11 protein-coding genes are annotated in these 16,251 nt (G+C 72.8%); 6 read left to right on the forward strand and 5 right to left on the reverse strand.

The genetic code is table 11. From position 1 onward, the window contains the following. Positions 1 to 354 precede the first annotated feature (354 nt). A complete protein-coding gene (locus WMF24_RS17405) occupies positions 355 to 2,802 on the forward strand; it encodes a PAS domain-containing sensor histidine kinase (protein WP_437737538.1) in 2,448 nt (815 codons plus the stop codon). Here the strand turns inward: WMF24_RS17405 and WMF24_RS17410 are convergent. Together WMF24_RS17410 and WMF24_RS17415 are read right to left on the reverse strand one after the other, a co-directional pair. Continuing rightward, positions 2,777 to 4,027: a zinc-binding metallopeptidase family protein gene (locus tag WMF24_RS17410; RefSeq protein WP_437737539.1), complete on the reverse strand. Its 1,251-nt coding sequence runs from the start codon at positions 4,025 to 4,027 to the stop codon at positions 2,777 to 2,779. The genes WMF24_RS17405 and WMF24_RS17410 overlap by 26 nt on opposite strands. A 268-nt stretch (positions 4,028 to 4,295) precedes the next feature. Next, entirely contained in the window at positions 4,296 to 5,300 is a 1,005-nt protein-coding gene (locus tag WMF24_RS17415; RefSeq protein ID WP_437737540.1) for a hypothetical protein, read from the reverse strand. Between the two features lie 66 nt (positions 5,301 to 5,366). Here WMF24_RS17415 and WMF24_RS17420 point away from each other — a divergent pair, with 66 nt between their 5' ends. After that, positions 5,367 to 6,299, forward strand: coding sequence for a LysR family transcriptional regulator (locus WMF24_RS17420; RefSeq protein WP_437737541.1), 933 nt, complete (start codon positions 5,367 to 5,369; stop codon positions 6,297 to 6,299). 371 nt (positions 6,300 to 6,670) lie between these two features. Here the strand turns inward: WMF24_RS17420 and WMF24_RS17425 are convergent, their stop codons facing one another. Then, the gene (locus WMF24_RS17425; protein ID WP_437737542.1) at positions 6,671 to 7,744 is read right to left on the reverse strand and encodes an alpha/beta hydrolase family protein; all 1,074 of its coding nucleotides are present in this window, start codon (positions 7,742 to 7,744) and stop codon (positions 6,671 to 6,673) included. Continuing rightward, positions 7,741 to 8,139, reverse strand: a complete 399-nt coding sequence (locus WMF24_RS17430; RefSeq protein WP_437737543.1) for a hotdog domain-containing protein — start codon at positions 8,137 to 8,139, stop codon at positions 7,741 to 7,743. The genes WMF24_RS17425 and WMF24_RS17430 overlap by 4 nt, the downstream gene beginning before the upstream one ends. 433 nt (positions 8,140 to 8,572) lie before the next feature. Between WMF24_RS17430 and WMF24_RS17435 the strand changes: the two genes are divergently transcribed. Genes WMF24_RS17435 through WMF24_RS17445 form a run of 3 tightly spaced genes read left to right on the forward strand, consistent with a single transcriptional unit; the run spans position 8,573 to position 12,049 of the window. Further along, positions 8,573 to 9,592, forward strand: a complete 1,020-nt coding sequence (locus WMF24_RS17435; RefSeq protein ID WP_437737544.1) for an ABC transporter substrate-binding protein — start codon at positions 8,573 to 8,575, stop codon at positions 9,590 to 9,592. A 7-nt stretch (positions 9,593 to 9,599) separates the two neighbouring features. After that, a complete protein-coding gene (locus WMF24_RS17440) occupies positions 9,600 to 11,111 on the forward strand; it encodes a sugar ABC transporter ATP-binding protein (protein WP_437737545.1) in 1,512 nt (503 codons plus the stop codon). Beyond that, the gene (locus WMF24_RS17445; RefSeq protein WP_437737546.1) at positions 11,108 to 12,049 is read left to right on the forward strand and encodes an ABC transporter permease; all 942 of its coding nucleotides are present in this window, start codon (positions 11,108 to 11,110) and stop codon (positions 12,047 to 12,049) included. Before WMF24_RS17440 ends, WMF24_RS17445 begins: the two co-directional genes overlap by 4 nt. Here the strand turns inward: WMF24_RS17445 and WMF24_RS17450 are convergent. Further along, positions 11,982 to 13,322, reverse strand: a complete 1,341-nt coding sequence (locus tag WMF24_RS17450; RefSeq protein WP_437737547.1) for an ADP-ribosylglycohydrolase family protein — start codon at positions 13,320 to 13,322, stop codon at positions 11,982 to 11,984. The genes WMF24_RS17445 and WMF24_RS17450 overlap by 68 nt on opposite strands. A gap of 119 nt (positions 13,323 to 13,441) precedes the next feature. Here WMF24_RS17450 and WMF24_RS17455 point away from each other — a divergent pair, with 119 nt between their 5' ends. Next, entirely contained in the window at positions 13,442 to 16,216 is a 2,775-nt protein-coding gene (locus WMF24_RS17455) for a DUF2961 domain-containing protein (RefSeq protein ID WP_437737548.1), read from the forward strand. Positions 16,217 to 16,251: the final 35 nt, after the last annotated feature.

The following is a 16,251-nucleotide window of genomic DNA, read 5'->3' on the forward strand; positions in this document are numbered from 1 at the left end:
GCGTAAGCTACGTAACTTCACCCGTAATTACAGCCTGGGTCGGGTCGACCGGGACCAACCCGGGCCGGGTCGACGACCAACCCGGGTCGGGTCGAACCACCGGGACCAACCCGGGTCGGTCGACGACCAACCCGGGTCGGGTCGAACCACCGGGACCAACCTGGGTCGGTCGACGACCAACCCGGGTCGGGTCGAACCCAACCGACCCGGGTCGGCGGCGGCGGCGGCGGCGCGGCGCAGCGGGCGCGGCCGTGTCCCGCGGCGGACGCCGATCGACGCGGACGGCCGCATCGCGCTTGCCACCGCAGGTGCCCGCGCTCAGAAGGGAAGGGGCCTGCCGCGAGAGCCCGCCGAATGACCCACGACCTGCGCATCACCCCACCCGACGCCAAGGACCCAACGGAGCGATCGCGCGCGGAGGCGGAGCTCGCCCTGCGCGCGAGCGAGGATCGCCTCGCCTCGTTCTACGCCGGCTGCCCCGTCGCCCTGTTCACGACCACCCCCGAGGGCCGCTTCATCGACGCGAACCGCGCGTTCGCGCGGCTCCTCGGCTACGCCGACCAGACGCTCTTCCTCGATCTGCCCGTACCGCGCTTCTACGCCGACCCGCGGAGGCGGCAGGAGATCATGGACATCCTCGATCGCGAGGGCGCCATCTACGGCCACGAGGTCGAGTTCGTGCGCCTCGACGGCACGCGCGTGTGGGTCAGCATCACCGCGCGCGCCATCCGCGACGCGACCGGGCGCGTCCTGCGTTACGAGGGCGCGCTGGAGGACGTGACGCCGCGCCGGAAGGCGCAGGACATGCTGCGCCTCAGCGACCAGCGCTTCCACCTCCTCGCCAAGGCCACGAACGACACCCTCTGGGACTGGGACTTCACCGCGGGCACCGTCTGGTGGAACGAGAACTTCGAGCGCACCTTCGGCTACCGGCTCGACGATCTCGATCCGGGACCCGAGAGCTGGACGAGCCGCATCCACCCGGACGATCTCGATCGCGTCTCCCGCGGCATCCACGACGCCATCGACGGCACCGCGACGACGTGGAGCGACGAGTACCGCTTCCGCCGCGCCGACGGCGAATACGCGTACATCTACGATCGCGGCCTCGTGCTGCGCGACGCCGACGGGAAGGCCGTCCGCATGCTCGGCTCGATGATGGACGCCACGCTGCAGCGCCGGCAGCAGACCCTCCTCGCGTGGCAGCGCAAGGTGCTCGAGGGGATCGCCCTCCACCAGAGCCTCGAGGAGACGCTCGACACGCTGTGCCGCGACGCCGAGGAGCACTCGGCCGGCCGGCGCTTCAGCGTCCTGCTCGCGAGCGACGACGGCCGCCGCCTGCTCCACGGCGCGGCGCCGAGCATGCCGGATGCCTACAACAGGGCCGTGCACGGGCTGCTCGTCGGCCCGCGCGCCGGATCGTGCGGCACCGCCGCCCACCGCCGCGCGCCGGTCGTCGTGGAGGACATCGCGGCCGACCCGCTCTGGGAGGACTTCCGCCACCTCGCCCTGCCGCTCGGGCTGCGCGCCTGCTGGTCCACCCCCATCGTCTCCTCGAAAGGCGAGGTGCTGGGCACCTGGGCGGTGTACAGGTCGGCGCCCGGCGCACCGACGGCCGCCGACGAGGAGGTCGTCCGCATCGCGACGCGCCTCGCCGCGATCGCCATCGAGCGCGCCCGCGCGGAGCGCGCGCTGGCGGAGAAGGAAGAGCGCCTCCGCGCGGCGCTCGACGCCTCGGCGACCGGTACGTTCCGGTGGGACCCGGCCACGAGCGCCCTCGACTGGGACGAGAACCTCGATCGGCTCTTCGGCCTGCCGGCGGGCAATACCGCGCGCCACATCGACCAGTTCACGAGCCTCGTCCACCCCGAGGACCGGGAGCGCGTCCTCGCCGCGCTCGATCGCTGCGTGCGCGAGGGCGCCGACTTCGACCTCGAGTTCCGCGTCGTGTGGCCTGACGGCAGCGTCCACTGGCTCCTCGATCGAGGCCGCATGCTGCGCGACGCCGAGGGCAAGCTGCTCTACATGACCGGCGCGTGCACCGACGTCACGGAGCGAATGAACGCGGAGGTCGCGCTCCGCCAGCGCGCGGACGAGCTCGCCAGGCTCACGGAGGCGCTGCAGCGCACGAACCGCGAGCTCGACCAGTTTGCCTACATCACGTCGCACGACCTCAAGGCGCCGCTGCGGGGCATCGCGAACCTGTCGCAGTGGATCGAGGACGACGCGGGCGAGCTGCTCAACGACGAGTCGAAGCGGAACCTCGAGCTCCTGCGCAGCCGCGTGCAGCGCATGGACGCGCTCATCGACGCGATCCTCGCGTACTCGCGCATCGGGCGCGTCCGGGTGCCCACCGAGGTCGTCGCGGTGGGGCCGCTCGTCGAGGAGGTCGTGGACCTCCTGTCGCCGCCGGAGGGCTTCCGCGTCGAGGTGGACGGACCCCTGCCCAGCGTCGTGGCGGAGCGGGCGCTGCTCCAGCAGGTCTTCATGAACCTCGTCGGCAACGCCATAAAGCACCACCACGACAGGCCCAGGGGCCGCGTCATCATCTCCGTCGCGGACGCCGGCTCGCACTGGCGCTTCACGGTGGCGGACGACGGCCCCGGCATCGCGCCGCGCTATCACGAGAAGGTGTTCGTCATCTTCCAGACGCTGGAGCCGCGCGAGAGGTCGGGCGGCACGGGGGTCGGGCTCGCGCTCGTGAAGAAGATCGTGGAGAGCAGCGGAGGCGTGATCGCGCTCGACTCTGACGTCGGGCGCGGCGCGGCCTTCGCGTTCACGTGGCCGAAGGCGCTGGGATAGCGGGCGGGGCCGCAGCAGGCGGGGCTGCGGCGGGTGGGGCCGCGTCGGGCGGGGCGAAGGCCTGCGCCGGAGCAGGGGCTCCGCTCACGACGAGGTGGATGAACTGCAGCTTCGCCACCGCGATGCGCGGTAGCACGAACGGGTAGAAGTCGTGCTGGCCCATGCTGCGCGACATCTCGTTGAGCACGGCGGTCAGCTCCACCCAGGCGTTGACGAAACCAAGGAAGCTCCTGGCCCCCGGATCGTCGGGCCGCCACAGCGCGTCGGTGCCCCAGGGCTCGACGTCGAGCTCCACCTCGTCGGCGTCGATGCCGAAGCTGAGCGCCGTGTCCACCGTGTCCACCATGTGGAGGTAGTGGGCCCAGGTCTCGGCCCAGTCTTCCCACGGGTGCATGCTCGCGTAGGCGCTGACGAAGCGCTGCGGCCAGTCGGCCGGCGGTCCCTGCTCGTAGTTGGCCTTCAGCGCGGCGGCGTAGTCCTGCTGTTCGTCGCCGAACAGCTCCCGGAACGGCGCCAGCCAGCCGGTGTCGCGCACGAGCCGGTCCCAGTAGTAGTGGCCGACCTCGTGCCGGAAGTGCCCGAGCAGCGTGCGGTAGGGCTCGCGCATCGCCGCCCGGATGCGCTCGCGCGTGGCGTCGTCGGCCTCCTCGATGTTCAGGGTGATCACGCCGTCGGCGTGGCCAGTCATCACCCGCGGACCGTCGGGCGGCGAGGCGAGGAAGTCGAAGCAGAGGCCGCGCTCCGGGTCCCCGCCGATCTTGGATTTCACCGGCAGGTTCAGCGCCAGGAGCTGGGACACGAGCCGACGCTTGGCCGTCTCGATGCGGCGCCACAGCGCCTGGTGCTCCGCGTTGCTCGGGTCCGGGATGGTGCGGTTGAGCCGGCACGCCGTGCAGAACGCGGGCGCCTCGCCGGCATCGATCGGGACCAGCCAGTTGCAGCCCGACGCCGAGTCGAAGTTGCCGCAGCGCCGGTACTGCCGCGGAGGGGCCGCCGTGTCGTCCCAGAGCTGCCATGTCCCCTCGGTCGCGCCGGGCTTCAGCGGCAGCACCTTGGCGCGCTCGGTCTCGTAGCCGAGCGGCGTCTTGCAGGCCAGGCATTCGCTGTTGCGGAAGAACACCGGCCTGCCGCACTGGCACCGGTAGGCGCGCGGTGCGGTGGGTTGTTTGACCGGTTTCCATGCGCTGCTCAGGCGCGCGCTCAGGCTGTCGAAGCGGGTGGGCATGGTGGTTGGATGATCTCGAGGGGAGCGGGTCTGGCCGCGTGGTCTGGCGAAACTGGCAAGCGATGTGCCAGTCAAACGGGGCCGTGTCGACGTCGCCGAGGAGCTTCATGCCTCGCGGCCGGCCTCTTGCGGGACGGCGGTCCAGCCCGGAGCTCGACGATCGACCCCGGAGCGGCGGCTCGCGCGGACGTCGCGGAGTGTCGCAGTGTGGCGAAAACGCCGCCCTTGCGGTCGGGCGGCCGGGCAGATCGCGCGGCAAGGACGACGCCTAGAGACGGCGGATCCAGGCGCGCAGCGCCGCGAGCCCGGCCTCGTCGACCACCTCGGTCCCGAGGGGCGGCATCGAAGGCCAGTCGGGATCGCGCCTCCGGGCGCGCTCCACCACGTCGCTCTCCTCGGGATCGCCCGGGTCGATCACCTTGCCCACGGCGGTGCGGTACGTGGCCGTCGCCTCGACCGACGCGAGATCGTCGACGCGGAGTGTGAAATCGAAGCTGCGCAGCGGGTCGTAACAGCGCGCGCCGTCGCCCTCCGGACGGCGCTTGTTGTGGCAGTGGCTGCAGTTCGCGTGCAGCCACCCGAGGGCGGCGCGCGCCACGGCGTCGCCGGGCAGCTCGACGGGCCCGCGCGGAGGATCCGACAGCATCCCGCGGGCAACGACCTCGTCGAGGTCGACGTCGCCCGGGCTCGAGGCGAGCTGGATCGCGGAGAACCCGAGCACGCGGCTCTCCGTCCCGCCGTGGCAACCCATGCACTCGGCCGCCGCCGGCACGTCGTGCGGTGTTCCGCGCGCGTCCACGGCGCCGCCGGGCGTCGCGAGCGCGTCCGTGCCGTCGGCGCTCCAGATGTAGGCGAGGGCGGCCCAGTCGTCGGGGGCGGAGCTCACCCTGGCGAGCACGCGGGTCTCCACGAGCACGCCGTCCCGGCGGAACTCCTTCCAGAGACGCGTCCCTTCGGGGAACTGCCATGCGTCCTGATCGCTTGTGTCGATCTGCGCTCCGGGCGGCAGCCGGATGAACCGGCGCTTCTCCGCGCCGTCGCTCCACAGCTCGAATCCGGGCTCGTAGGCCACAACGTCGCTCGCCACCGTGCCCGCGGCGATGTCGGCGTACAGGCCGGTCTGCGACAGCGCGGCTGGCAGCGCGGCCTGATGCGTCGGATCGGGCGCGTCGCAATGACGGAAATCCTCGCAACCGGCGGCAACGAGGCCGGCTACGGCGATGCAGAGGAGGGTGAATCGAGGAGGAGTCGGGCCTCTCTCTCGGCTGGACATGGCCTTATCCAGACAGACGCGATGCGCCACATCCAGTGATGATTCGTGATAGAAAGCATCATCGTGGTGAATCTTTCGAGCGTCGATCTCAACCTGCTCCACGTCCTCGCGGTGACGCTCGAGGAGCGGAGCGCGACGCGCGCCGCGCGGCGGCTCGGCGTCACGCAGTCGGCGGTCTCGAACGCGCTCGCGAGGGCGCGCGAGCTCCTCGGCGATCCGTTGCTCGTCCGCGACGGCCGCGGCCTGACGCCGACGCCGGCGGCCGAGGAGCTGCTGCCGGAGCTCGCGGCGGCGATGGGGCAGCTCCGGTCGGTGATCGAGCATCGGCGGGCGTTCGATCCGCGATCGTCGACCCGGGAGCTGACGCTGGCCTGCGCGGACAACTCGCAGATCGCGGACGTGCCGCCCGTGGCCGCGGCGCTGGCGCGGGAGATGCCGCTCGCCCGGCTCCGCGTTGTGAGCATCGATTACCTCGTCGCCTCGGGGGGGTTGTCGGGAGGCGGGGTCGACGCGGCGATCGTGCTGCAGAGGCGCGATCCTGGGCTGCGCGCTGTGGCGCTGTACAGGGATCCGGCGGTGGGGATGGTCCGGCGCGATCACCCCGTCGTCACCGGCAGACGTCTGGCGAGGGGCGCGTTCCCGCGGCTCGGGTTCATCGACGTGCACATCCCGCTCGGCCGGCCGGGGCGGGGGCACGCCCTCGTCGAGGAGGCGTTCCGCGTGCAGGGTCTGGTCCGCCGGATGGCCCTCGTGGTCCCCGGGTTCGCGGCGGCGGCGATGGCGGCGGCCGAAAGCGACCTGGTGGCGTGCATGCCCCGCCGTGTGGCCCGGGCGCTCGGGGCGCACCTCCCGGTCCGGATCGTGGAGCTGCCCGTGGAGGACCTCGGGCACGAGATGTGGCTCGCGTGGCACGAGCGGACGCACAAGGATCCCGCCGCGGCGTGCCTGCGGAGGGTGATCGTCGAGACGCTGCGCGGGGTGGATGGGCCCTCGGGGTGAGCTGACCCGATCCAGCCGATACCCGACCCAGGTTGGCCAATATCCGACCCACGTTGGCCATACCCGACCCAGGTTGGCAGCCACCCGACCGACCCAGGTTGGGGGCACCCGACCGACCCAGGGTGGGGGGAACCCGAGGGTGGGGGGAACCCGACCCAGGTTGAGCCAACCTGACCCAGGTTGGGGAAACCCGGAGCCAACCCGACCCAGGTTGGGGAAACCGAACCCAACCGAGGTCAAGGTCAACCCGACCCGGGTCAACCCGACCCGGGTTGGGGTGAAGGCAACCGACCCAGGTTGAGCCGGCCGTGAGCCAACCCGGGTTGGGACAATGACCCAGGTTGCGGATGCTTGATGCCTGGGGATGCTTGCTAGCCACCCAACCCGGGTCGGGGTGCGTCGACTTGTGCCGGGCAGCTGCCAACCTGAGCCGGCTTGCGGCCAACCTGGGTCGTGTCGGTCCCCAGCCGAGCCATCGCGTCGACCGCCGCGCGCCGGAGCGCCTCCCGCTTGTAGACGACAGCCCCCGCGTGCCCCGTGTCGAGCCACCGGAGCTCGCTCGCCCGCCAGAGCGCGTGGAGCTCCTCGACCTGCTCGGCGAACACGTACCCGTCGCGGCGCGCGCCCACGATGACCGCCGCATCGGGCCGCCGCGGCGTCGGGTGGCGGTCGAGATCCGCCGCGCCGAACAGCGCGCCCAGCCGCGCCCGCGCCGCCGCCCCGCCGAGCGCCTCGAACTCGACGCTGATCGACAGCATCCCCTCGGTGAACACCGGCACCACGCTGCGCCCCGCCCCGATGATCGCCACCGCGAGCGGCCGCGCCGTCGCCGCCGCCGCCAGCGCCGCCGCCGTCCCTCCCATGCTGAAGCCGACGACGCCGATGCGCTCGTACCCCTCGCCGGCGAGGTGCTCCACGAGCGCCCGTGTCTCCTCCACCGTCGCGAGGTTCATCAGCAGGTGCTCGGCCACCGTGCGGATCGCCGTGGCGCGCTGCCCCTCGGGCCGGCGCAGCCCGTACATCGCGTTCTCCAGCAGGATCACCTCGATGCCCTCGCGCGCGGCGAGCGGCCGCCACAGCCGCGTCCGGCTCGCGAACCCCTCCTCGCCGGACGCCGCCAGCGCCACGTAGACCGGCCGCCGGCGGCCCCTCTCCGGCGCCGCCGGCGCGATGCGGCGCACGAACGCCGTGCTCGCGCAGGGCGGCAGCCCCGGGCACGCCGACGCGAACCAGCCGTCCGTCACCTCGACGGGCCCCTCCCGCCGCGCCCGCCCCCACGTGACCGCCGCCGCGCGCGCCGGCTCCGCGAACCGCGCGACCGCCGGCACCCGCTCGAGCACCCCCTCGTCCCCCCAGCCGCCCGCGAACAGCCGGCGCCGGCGCGTCTGGATGGCGGCCGCGTGGTCGAGCCAGTGAACCGAGCGCGATCGCGGCACGGCGCTCACGCCCCCTCGTCCAGCACCACACCCCGCGTCTGGAAGCGCAGCACCTCTTTCCCGTCCTGATTCCAGCAGCCGCCGCTCATCGCGAGGCGCACGCGCCCCGCCTCCGGCACGACCTCGGTGATCGTCGCCTCGCACCGGATCGTGTCTCCCGTGAACACCGGGCGCAGGAACTCGAACTGCATCTCCCGCGCGAGGAAATCGATCTCGCCGCCGAGCCGGGTGGGGATCGACGCCGTGAGCAGCCCGTGAACGACGCGCCTGCCCTGCGCGTCCGGCCGGGCGTGATGCCGCCCCGCGTCCCCGGAGATGCGCTGGAACTCGAGCACGTCCTCGTCCGTGAATCGACGCTCGCACGCCGACACATCGCCCACCTGAAAGGCACGCCCACGCTTCACGCTGCCATCCTCCTGTCCCGCGGTTCGCCTCGTGAGCCCCTTACCAGATCGAGGCAGCGCGCGTGGGATCGAAGTGGGGGCCGACCCCGATGCCCCGGCCGAACGAGCGCCTCGAGCGACGCCTGCCCGCGTCCCGACCGTCGCCGTGGAGCGCCGGGAGGATCGCGGGAGCCCGTCGAGCTTCGCCCTGGAGAGGGGCCCCAGACGAACTCCTCTGCTTGGGCATTCGTGTAGACGGTGTGCACCGATGAGATCTCGCGTCGATGGCGTACGCCGATGACCGTTCCTGTCGCGACAGAACCCTTGCCGACGCCCGTCGTTCCGCTTGCGCAGCTCCTGCGCGGACACGACGCTTACCGCGCTCAACCGATCTTCATGATTCGTGTGCTCGTGCGAGCGCGCTCGCGACGCGTCGGCTATCTTCCGCGAGCCGATGAACGCCAGTGTCCTCGCGTGCGCTCTCGCGGTCACCTTCCTCGCTGCGTGCTCGAGGGCGCCGTCGGATACGGCGTCGACGGACGCAGGCACGGCCGCGAGGGGCGGCGCGCGCCTCCGCATCGCCGTCGTGCCGAAGGGGACGACGCACGAGTTCTGGAAGAGCGTGCACGCGGGCGCGGTGAAGGCCTCCCGCGAGCTCGACGTCGACATCGTGTGGAAGGGGCCGCTCAGGGAAGACGATCTCAAGGCGCAGATCGACGTCGTGTCGAGCTTCGTCGCCCAGGGGGTGTCCGGCATCGTGCTCGCGCCGCTCAACGCCGCGGCGCTCAGGGCGCCGGTGCGCGCCGCGGCGCAGGCGAAGATCCCTGTCGTCGTCTTCGATTCCGACCTCGCCGGCGACGCGCACGTGAGCTTCGTCGCGACCGACAACCAGGCGGCCGGCAAGCTCGCGGGAGAGCACCTCGCCAGGGCGATCGGCGGGAAGGGCAGCGTCGTCGTGCTCCGCTACCAGGAGGGCTCCGCGAGCACGCAGGACCGCGAGAGGGGCTTCCTCGACGCGGTGCGCGCCGTGCCAGGCATCACGATCGCGAGCGACAACCAGTACGGCGGCGCCACGACGGAGACGGCGTTCAAGCGGAGCGAGAGCCTGCTCCTCGCGCTCAAGGCGGCGGAGGGCACGATCGCGGGGGTCTTCACCCCGAACGAGTCGACGACCTTCGGGATGCTGCAGGCGCTTCGAAAGGCCAACGTCGCGAGGAAGGTGAAGTTCGTCGGCTTCGACGCGTCGGAGAAGCTGCTCGGCGCGCTGCGCGAGGGCGACATCGAGGCGCTCGTCGTCCAGCAGCCGTTCACCATGGGGTACATCGCCGTCAAGACGATGGTGGCGCACCTCCGCGGCGAGGCGGTCGAGCGGCGCATCGACACGGGCTCGCGCGTCGTCACGAAGCAGGACCTCGACGACCCGGCGGTGAAGGAGATCGTGAGCCCCGACCTCGCGCGGTGGCTCGGGGAGTGAGCGGGCCGTGGCCGGAGCGCGCGCGCCCCTCCTCGAGGTGACGGGCCTCGCGAAGGCGTTCGGCCGGAACGCGGTGCTCCAGGGCGTCTCGCTGCGGATCGCGCCCGGGAGCGTCCACGCGCTGCTCGGCGAGAACGGCGCGGGCAAGAGCACGCTGACGCGCATCCTCCTCGGCATGGAGCGGGCGGACGCCGGGGCGATGCTGCTCGGGGGAGCGCCCTACGCGCCCGCGTCGGCCGAGAGCGCGCGCCGCGCGGGCGTCGTCCTCGTCCCGCAGGAGCGGACGCTCTGCGCCCACCTCACGGTCGCCGACAACGTGATGCTCGGGATCGAGCCGGCCGCGCGCGCGGGGCTCGGCCTCCGCGACCGCGAGAGCGCGCGCGCCGTCGCGCGGCGGGCGATCGCGCTCGTCGCCGGTGGCCCGTCCCGCGTGCCGCTCGACGCGCCGGCCGGCGCGCTCGGCGTCGCCGATCAGCAGCTCGTCGAGATCGCGCGGGCGCTCGCGCAGGGCGGCCTCCGCGAGGATGGGCGGCTCGCGGCGCGGCTCCTCGTGCTCGACGAGCCGACCTCGAGCCTTGGCCGCGACGACGCCGCGCGCCTCTTCGATCGCGTCCGGGCCCTGCGAGACGCCGGCCTCGCGGTGCTCCTCGTGACGCACTTCCTCTCGGACGTGCGCGCGCACGCGGACCGGTACACGGTGCTCCGCGACGGCCGCGTCGCCGGCGAGGGCGATCCGCGCGAGGTCGAGCCGGCCCGGATCGTCCGCGAGATGCTCGGCCGCGCGCTCGACGACACGCGCGCAATCCAGGCGGCCGACGCGGCCGATACAGCGCCTCCGGACGACGGCGAGGTGGTGCTCGAAGCCAGGGACGTCGCCGGCGTGAAGCGGCCGCAGCGCGCGTCGCTCTCGCTGCGCCGGGGAGAGATCCTCGGCATCGCCGGCCTCGTTGGCTCGGGGCGGACGGAGCTCCTCCGCATTCTCGCGGGGCTCGATCCGAAGCGCAGCGGCACGGTCGCGCTGCGCGCTCGCCGCGGCGTCGGCCTCCTCAGCGAGGATCGCGGCGGGGAAGGGCTGATGCTCGGCCGCTCGATCGCCGAGAACGTCTGGCTCTCGCCGCGCGCGCCGCGCTTCGCCGCGCCGGGCTCGCTCCTCGCCGAGGCGGCGCGCTGGATCGAGAAGCTCGCGATCCGCGCCGCGGGCCCGGACCAGCGCGCCGGTGAGCTCTCGGGCGGCAACCAGCAAAAGGTCCAGCTCGCGCGGCTGCTCCGCGAGGACTTCGACGTGCTCCTCGTCGACGAGCCGACGCGCGGCATCGATGTTGCGAGCAAGGCGCAGGTGCTCTCGCTGCTCCGTGCTCTCGCGGCCCGTGGCAAGGCGATCGTGCTCGTGTCGAGCCAGCTCGACGAGCTCGTGACGACGTGCGACCGCATCGCGATCCTCCGCCGCGGGGTCCTCGATCCGCCGCGGCCCGCGTCGTCGTGGACGGAGGCGTCGCTCCTCCTGGAGGCATCCTCGTGAAGAAGCGTCCCCCGTGGGTCGGTCCGCTCGTGGCCCTGGTGCTCGTCTACGCGCTCTTCGCGGCGCTCACGCCCGACACGTTCCTTCGCAGCGAGAACCTGCTCACGATGGCGCGTCAGACGGTGGTCGTCGGCATCTGCGCCATCGGCATGACCCTCGTCATCGCGACGGGCGGGATCGATCTCTCCACGGGCTCGCTCGTCGCGTTCACGACGGTCGTCCTCGCGAAGCTCCTGCGCGCGGAGGTGCCGCCGCTCCCGGCGGCGCTCGCCGCCACGGCGGCGGCGGGCCTCGCGGGCGTCGTCACCGGGACGCTCGTGGGGCGCGCGCGGATGATGCCCTTCGTCGTCACGCTGGGCACGATGAGCGCGCTTCGCGGCGCGGCGAAGGGGCTCGCGTCCGAGCAGAAGATCGACGCCGATCCGCGCGGCCTCGACGCGCTCGTCTCGGCCGACCTCACCGCGCCCGGGCTCTGGATCACCGTGCTGCTCGCGCTCCTCGTCTTCGCGGTCCTCGCCTTCATGCGCTTCGGGCGCCACGTGTTCGCCGTCGGCAGCAACGAGGCCGCCGCGCGGCTGTGCGGCATCGACACGGGGCGCGTGAAGATCGCCGTCTACACCTTGTCGAGCCTGCTCGCCGGCGTCGCGGGCGTGATGGAGTTCGCGACGCTGACGGTGGGCGACCCGACGGACTCGGTCGGCCTCGAGCTCGAGGTCATCGCCGCGGTGGTCATCGGCGGCGCGGCGCTCTCGGGCGGCGAGGGGAGCGTCGCGGGGAGCCTTGTCGGCGCGCTGCTCATCACGACCATCCGCACCGGCGGCGTCCACCTCGGGCTGCCGAGCTGGGTGCAGGAGATCGCGACGGGCGCCATCATCGTCGCCGCCGTCGCCGTCGATCGGGCGCGGCGCGCGCGCGGCGCCCGCGCGGCCGCGCGCTGAGCGCGACGATCCTCCGCGCGATGTCCGTGAAGGTGTCCTCGGCCTCGCCGTCCTCCGGCAGCCGGTCCGGCAGGGTCGGCCGCGTGCGGTGGACGCGGTAGCGCTCGGGCAGACGCGCCTCCGGGAAGGCCCTGCGCAGCTCGTCCATCCCGCCGAGGAGCGCCACGAGCGCGCCCATGGTCGCCGTGCCGTTGTCGGAGTCCCACCCGGACAGCGTGCCGATCTGCACGGTGCGCCGGAAGCTCCCCTCGCCGAACAGGAGGGCCATCGTCCCGGTCGCCAGGTTGATCGCGGACTCCGTGAACCCTCGATAAACGAAGCCGTGCGTCCTTGCCTGCTCCTGGTAGCGACGCGCAATGGCGTCTCGGACGCTCTCCCAGTCGTCGCGATCCTCGCTCGCGAGATAGGCAGACAGCACGAAATCGATGACATCGGCGGCCTTCGACGCGTCCGGCAGGTGGCGCCTGGCCTCGCGCACGATGCGCACGATCTCCTCGCCTCGCGGCCGCTCCGGATCGACGGTCGCCGCGAGCGAGAACAGGAGGACATGGAACTGCGCGGCGTGCGCGGCGTGCCCTGAGGCCGTCGTGCGGATAGGGAGGTCGGCGATCTTTAGCGCGAGCTCCGGCACGCCCGGCGCGAGGGCGCCGAAGATCTCCGTTGTGAGCTGCGCGTCGATGTGGAGCGACTCCGGGTTGAGCGCCGGATCGCTCGTGGCGGGCGGCAGCACGCCTCGCTCCATCAGATCGCGCGCCCGCCGGTTGGAGACCCAGATGAAGTCGTTGATGTGCGCGCGCCACCCGTCCCGGATCTGCTCGGGAGAGAGGAAGAGCGTCCCCGCCTCCGTCATGAGGTGCAGATAGACATACTCGATGTCCGTGTCGTCGTCGGCCGGGCAGGGGTCGAGGAGCACGAAGTCGATCCGCGCCCCGTCGCGGCCCAGGGGCTTTCCCCAGTCGGCGTCGGTGAAGAACGGCCGCTCGACGCGGACGCCCTCGGTCCGCAGCCCCGTCCAGTTGGCGATGCACGCGCCCACCCACAGCGCGCGGAGCCGCTCCGCGTACGCCGCGCGATCGCGCTGCATCCGCGGCGTGGAGGAAATTCCCGGCGGGTCCCGCTGCTCCACGCGATGCTCGGACGCGCGGCCCGGCGCGCCGCCCGCGCCCGCGGGCGGAGAACCCGAGAGGACCGCGAGGAAGAGGCCAGTCCAGCGCGCGGCAGCCCCGATACGGGAGGTCCCTCCGGCAAGTCGTCGATCGTCGCGCGTGCGCATGGGTTGCTCGTCGAATGCGCGCCCGGAGCGTCGCGCCTGATCTCGCGTCGGGGTGGTGCAAGCGAGGTGCCCTGTACGTCCCGGCTACCCGGCGCCCGGTCCCCCCTTAGGTTGTGATCATGAGCGCACGCGTTCTCAACGGCGCCGCCACCGGCGCGCGCATGGACCTCTCCATTCCTCGCGCGGCCGGCGATCTCCTCGACGCGCCGCTCGCCGTCGCGTCGGACCCCGCGTCGATCGACCCGGTGCTGGAGGATCTCCTCACCTTTCACCCCGGGTGGATCACGCGGAGCGTGACGACGCACGACCCTGCGGGCGGAAACGATGATGGGTATCGCGCCGGAGTCGCGCTCGAGGGGGACCACAGGGTCCTCTTCCATGCCCGCGGCGAGGGGAGGATCACGCGGATCTGGATGACGGCCATGCGCCCGGAGCTCGACAAGCCGGACCAGGAGCTCTGGATCGAGATCGACGGACACACGGTCTTCCGCGGGTCACCCCACGATTTCTTCGAGGGCCGGGACAGCTGGAGATCGCCCCTCGCGCTCGGCGTCGACGCGAGCTCGGGCGCGTTCACCAGCTATGTCCCGTTCGCGTGGTCCCGCGAGGCGAAGATCCGATTCCGGGGCGTTCCCATCTACTACCAGGTCACCTACCGCGAGGGCCCCGGCGCCGCGTCGGGCCCGACGCCCGAGGAGCTCGCGCGCTTCATGGTCGAGGACTGGACAGCCGCCCTTCCCAGGCGGTCGCAGCGGCAGGGCCCGGGCCCCGGCGCGCCGCTCGTCCTCGCGACCGGCCCCGCGACGGTGGCGGGCCTCGACCTCCGGATCCCCGGGGGGAGCCTGAAGGACCTCGCGGTGAGGATCGGTGAGCAGCCGCCCGTGCCCGCGTCGTTCTTCTTCGGCCTCGCCAGCATGGGCACCGAGGACGACGGCGGCTGGACCACCTTCCGGAGCGCGTTGCACGCCGCCTGGGCGCCCGACGCCGCGGGCGCCGGCCGGCTCGCGACGCGCCTGCCCATCCCGCTGGCCGACGGAGAGGCGCTCTCCCTCGAGGCCGCGGGCGGCGCGGCGATCCCGGACATCGAGGCGGCCGTCGCCCTCGCGCCCGCCCGCGCGGGCGCGCGGCTGCTCACACAGTACCGCGATCAGGCGGCCCCTGGACGCGAGACGACGATGACCCTCTTCGAGGAGAGCGACGCGCCGCTCCAGTTCGTCGCCCTGTTCGAGCACCTCAGCGGCGGCCGCCTCGGCGACCGGCTGTACCTCGAAGGGGACGAGATGATCCGGACCGACAGGATGTCGTATCCCCTCCAGATCGGGACAGGCACCGAGGACTACTTCAACGGCGGCTTCTATTTCATCGGCGCGCACAGCAATCCTTTCAGCGGCCAGCTCCGCTTCATCGTCCACGATCCCGAGGACAGCTGGAGAGACGCCCGGTTCGAGCACTCCCTGTACCGCCTGCACGTGGCCGACCCCGTCGTGAGCCGCTCCGGCATGCGCTTCGGCATGGAGGCCGGGCCGACCGGCGCCTACGCGCCGCTGCGGGTTCGCTCGCTGGGCCTCTCCTATGCCTTCTCGGATCACCGGGTGATCGGCGAGCAGAAGGTCCGCCCGCGCGGACGGCGGCGCGGCGCGCTCTCGGCCATCGACGCCGAGCGCACGGCGCCCCGGCGGCGCTTCCGGCACCGCGAGGGCCGCGGCATCACCCGGATCGAGGTCGAGTGCCCGCACGACGCGCGCGGTCTCCTGCTCCTGCGCGCGTACTCCGCGGCGAGGGCCCCGCAGACGGCGCGCGTGCGGCTCGACGGGCGGGAGGTCGGCGTGCTCCACGAGATGCTGGCGAACCCCGTCCGCCCGCTCGCCGAGGACGCGCTCTGGATCGACCTGCTCCCCGGCGAACGCGGCGGAGACCGGCGCCCGGTCCTCGAGATCGACGCGACGGGCTCCCCCGCGCCGTGGAGCGAGATCGGCTACACGCTGCGGTTCTTCTCCGGGCCTCCCGCGCCCGAGCTCACGCAGGGCCCCGCGGTGAAGATCTTCGACGCCGCCGGTCTCCCCGGGGGCCCGTTCTACGTGAACGATCATTCGATCGTCCAGCGCCCGGACGGCCGGTGGATCCTCACAGGCATCTTCCACAACGAGCCGTATCGGCCGGAGCTCGAGCGCGAGTTCGTGCTCGCCACGGCGCCCGGCCCCGGGCCGGCGCGCTGGATCGAGGCCGCCTCGCCGAGCTTCTCGCTGGCGCCCGAGCCCATCGCCGTGCGCGCCCTCGCCGACGAGCGCTGGATCTGGGCGCCGCACGTGGTCAAGGACCGCGACGGCAGCCTCGTCATGGTCTTTCACGTGGGCACGCCCGACCCCGACCGATCCGGCTTCCGCATGGCGCGCTCGCGCGACGGCATCACCTGGACCCGCCAGGGAGGGACGCTCTTCGAGGACGTCTGCGTCGCGCGCGACCCGATGCTCGTCCGGCTCGGCGATCTGTGGGTGATCTATTACACGCGCTGCGCCTCGCGGGAGTCGCCGCGGAGCGGCGTCGCCTACCGCACGTCGCCGGATCTCGTGCGCTGGAGCCCGCCGGCCATGGCGCTCACGCTCGCGCCGGAGACGGCGATGCCCAACAGCGGACACACCGAGTCGCCGTTCGTGTTCGAGCGCGAGGGGTGGTTTTACCTGTCGTTCACGAGCTATCCCGTCGACAACGACGCCACGTTCGTCCACCGCTCGCGCTCGCCGTTCGCGTTCCCGCCGCGCCCCATCGCCCGCCTCCGCGCGCACGCCGCCGAGTGGGTCGCGGAGGGGGGCGACCTCCGCAAGGGGCGCCTGTTCTTCACGCACGCGGGCGCCGGCAAGGGCGGCGTGTTCCTCCAGGAGCTCTTCGGGCTCTGAGCGCGCGCCGCGCGACGGCCCGCCTGCTCGGCGGG

It is taken from the genome of Sorangium sp. So ce1335 (genome assembly GCF_051521615.1).
Lineage (GTDB): Bacteria > Myxococcota_A > Polyangia > Polyangiales > Polyangiaceae > Sorangium.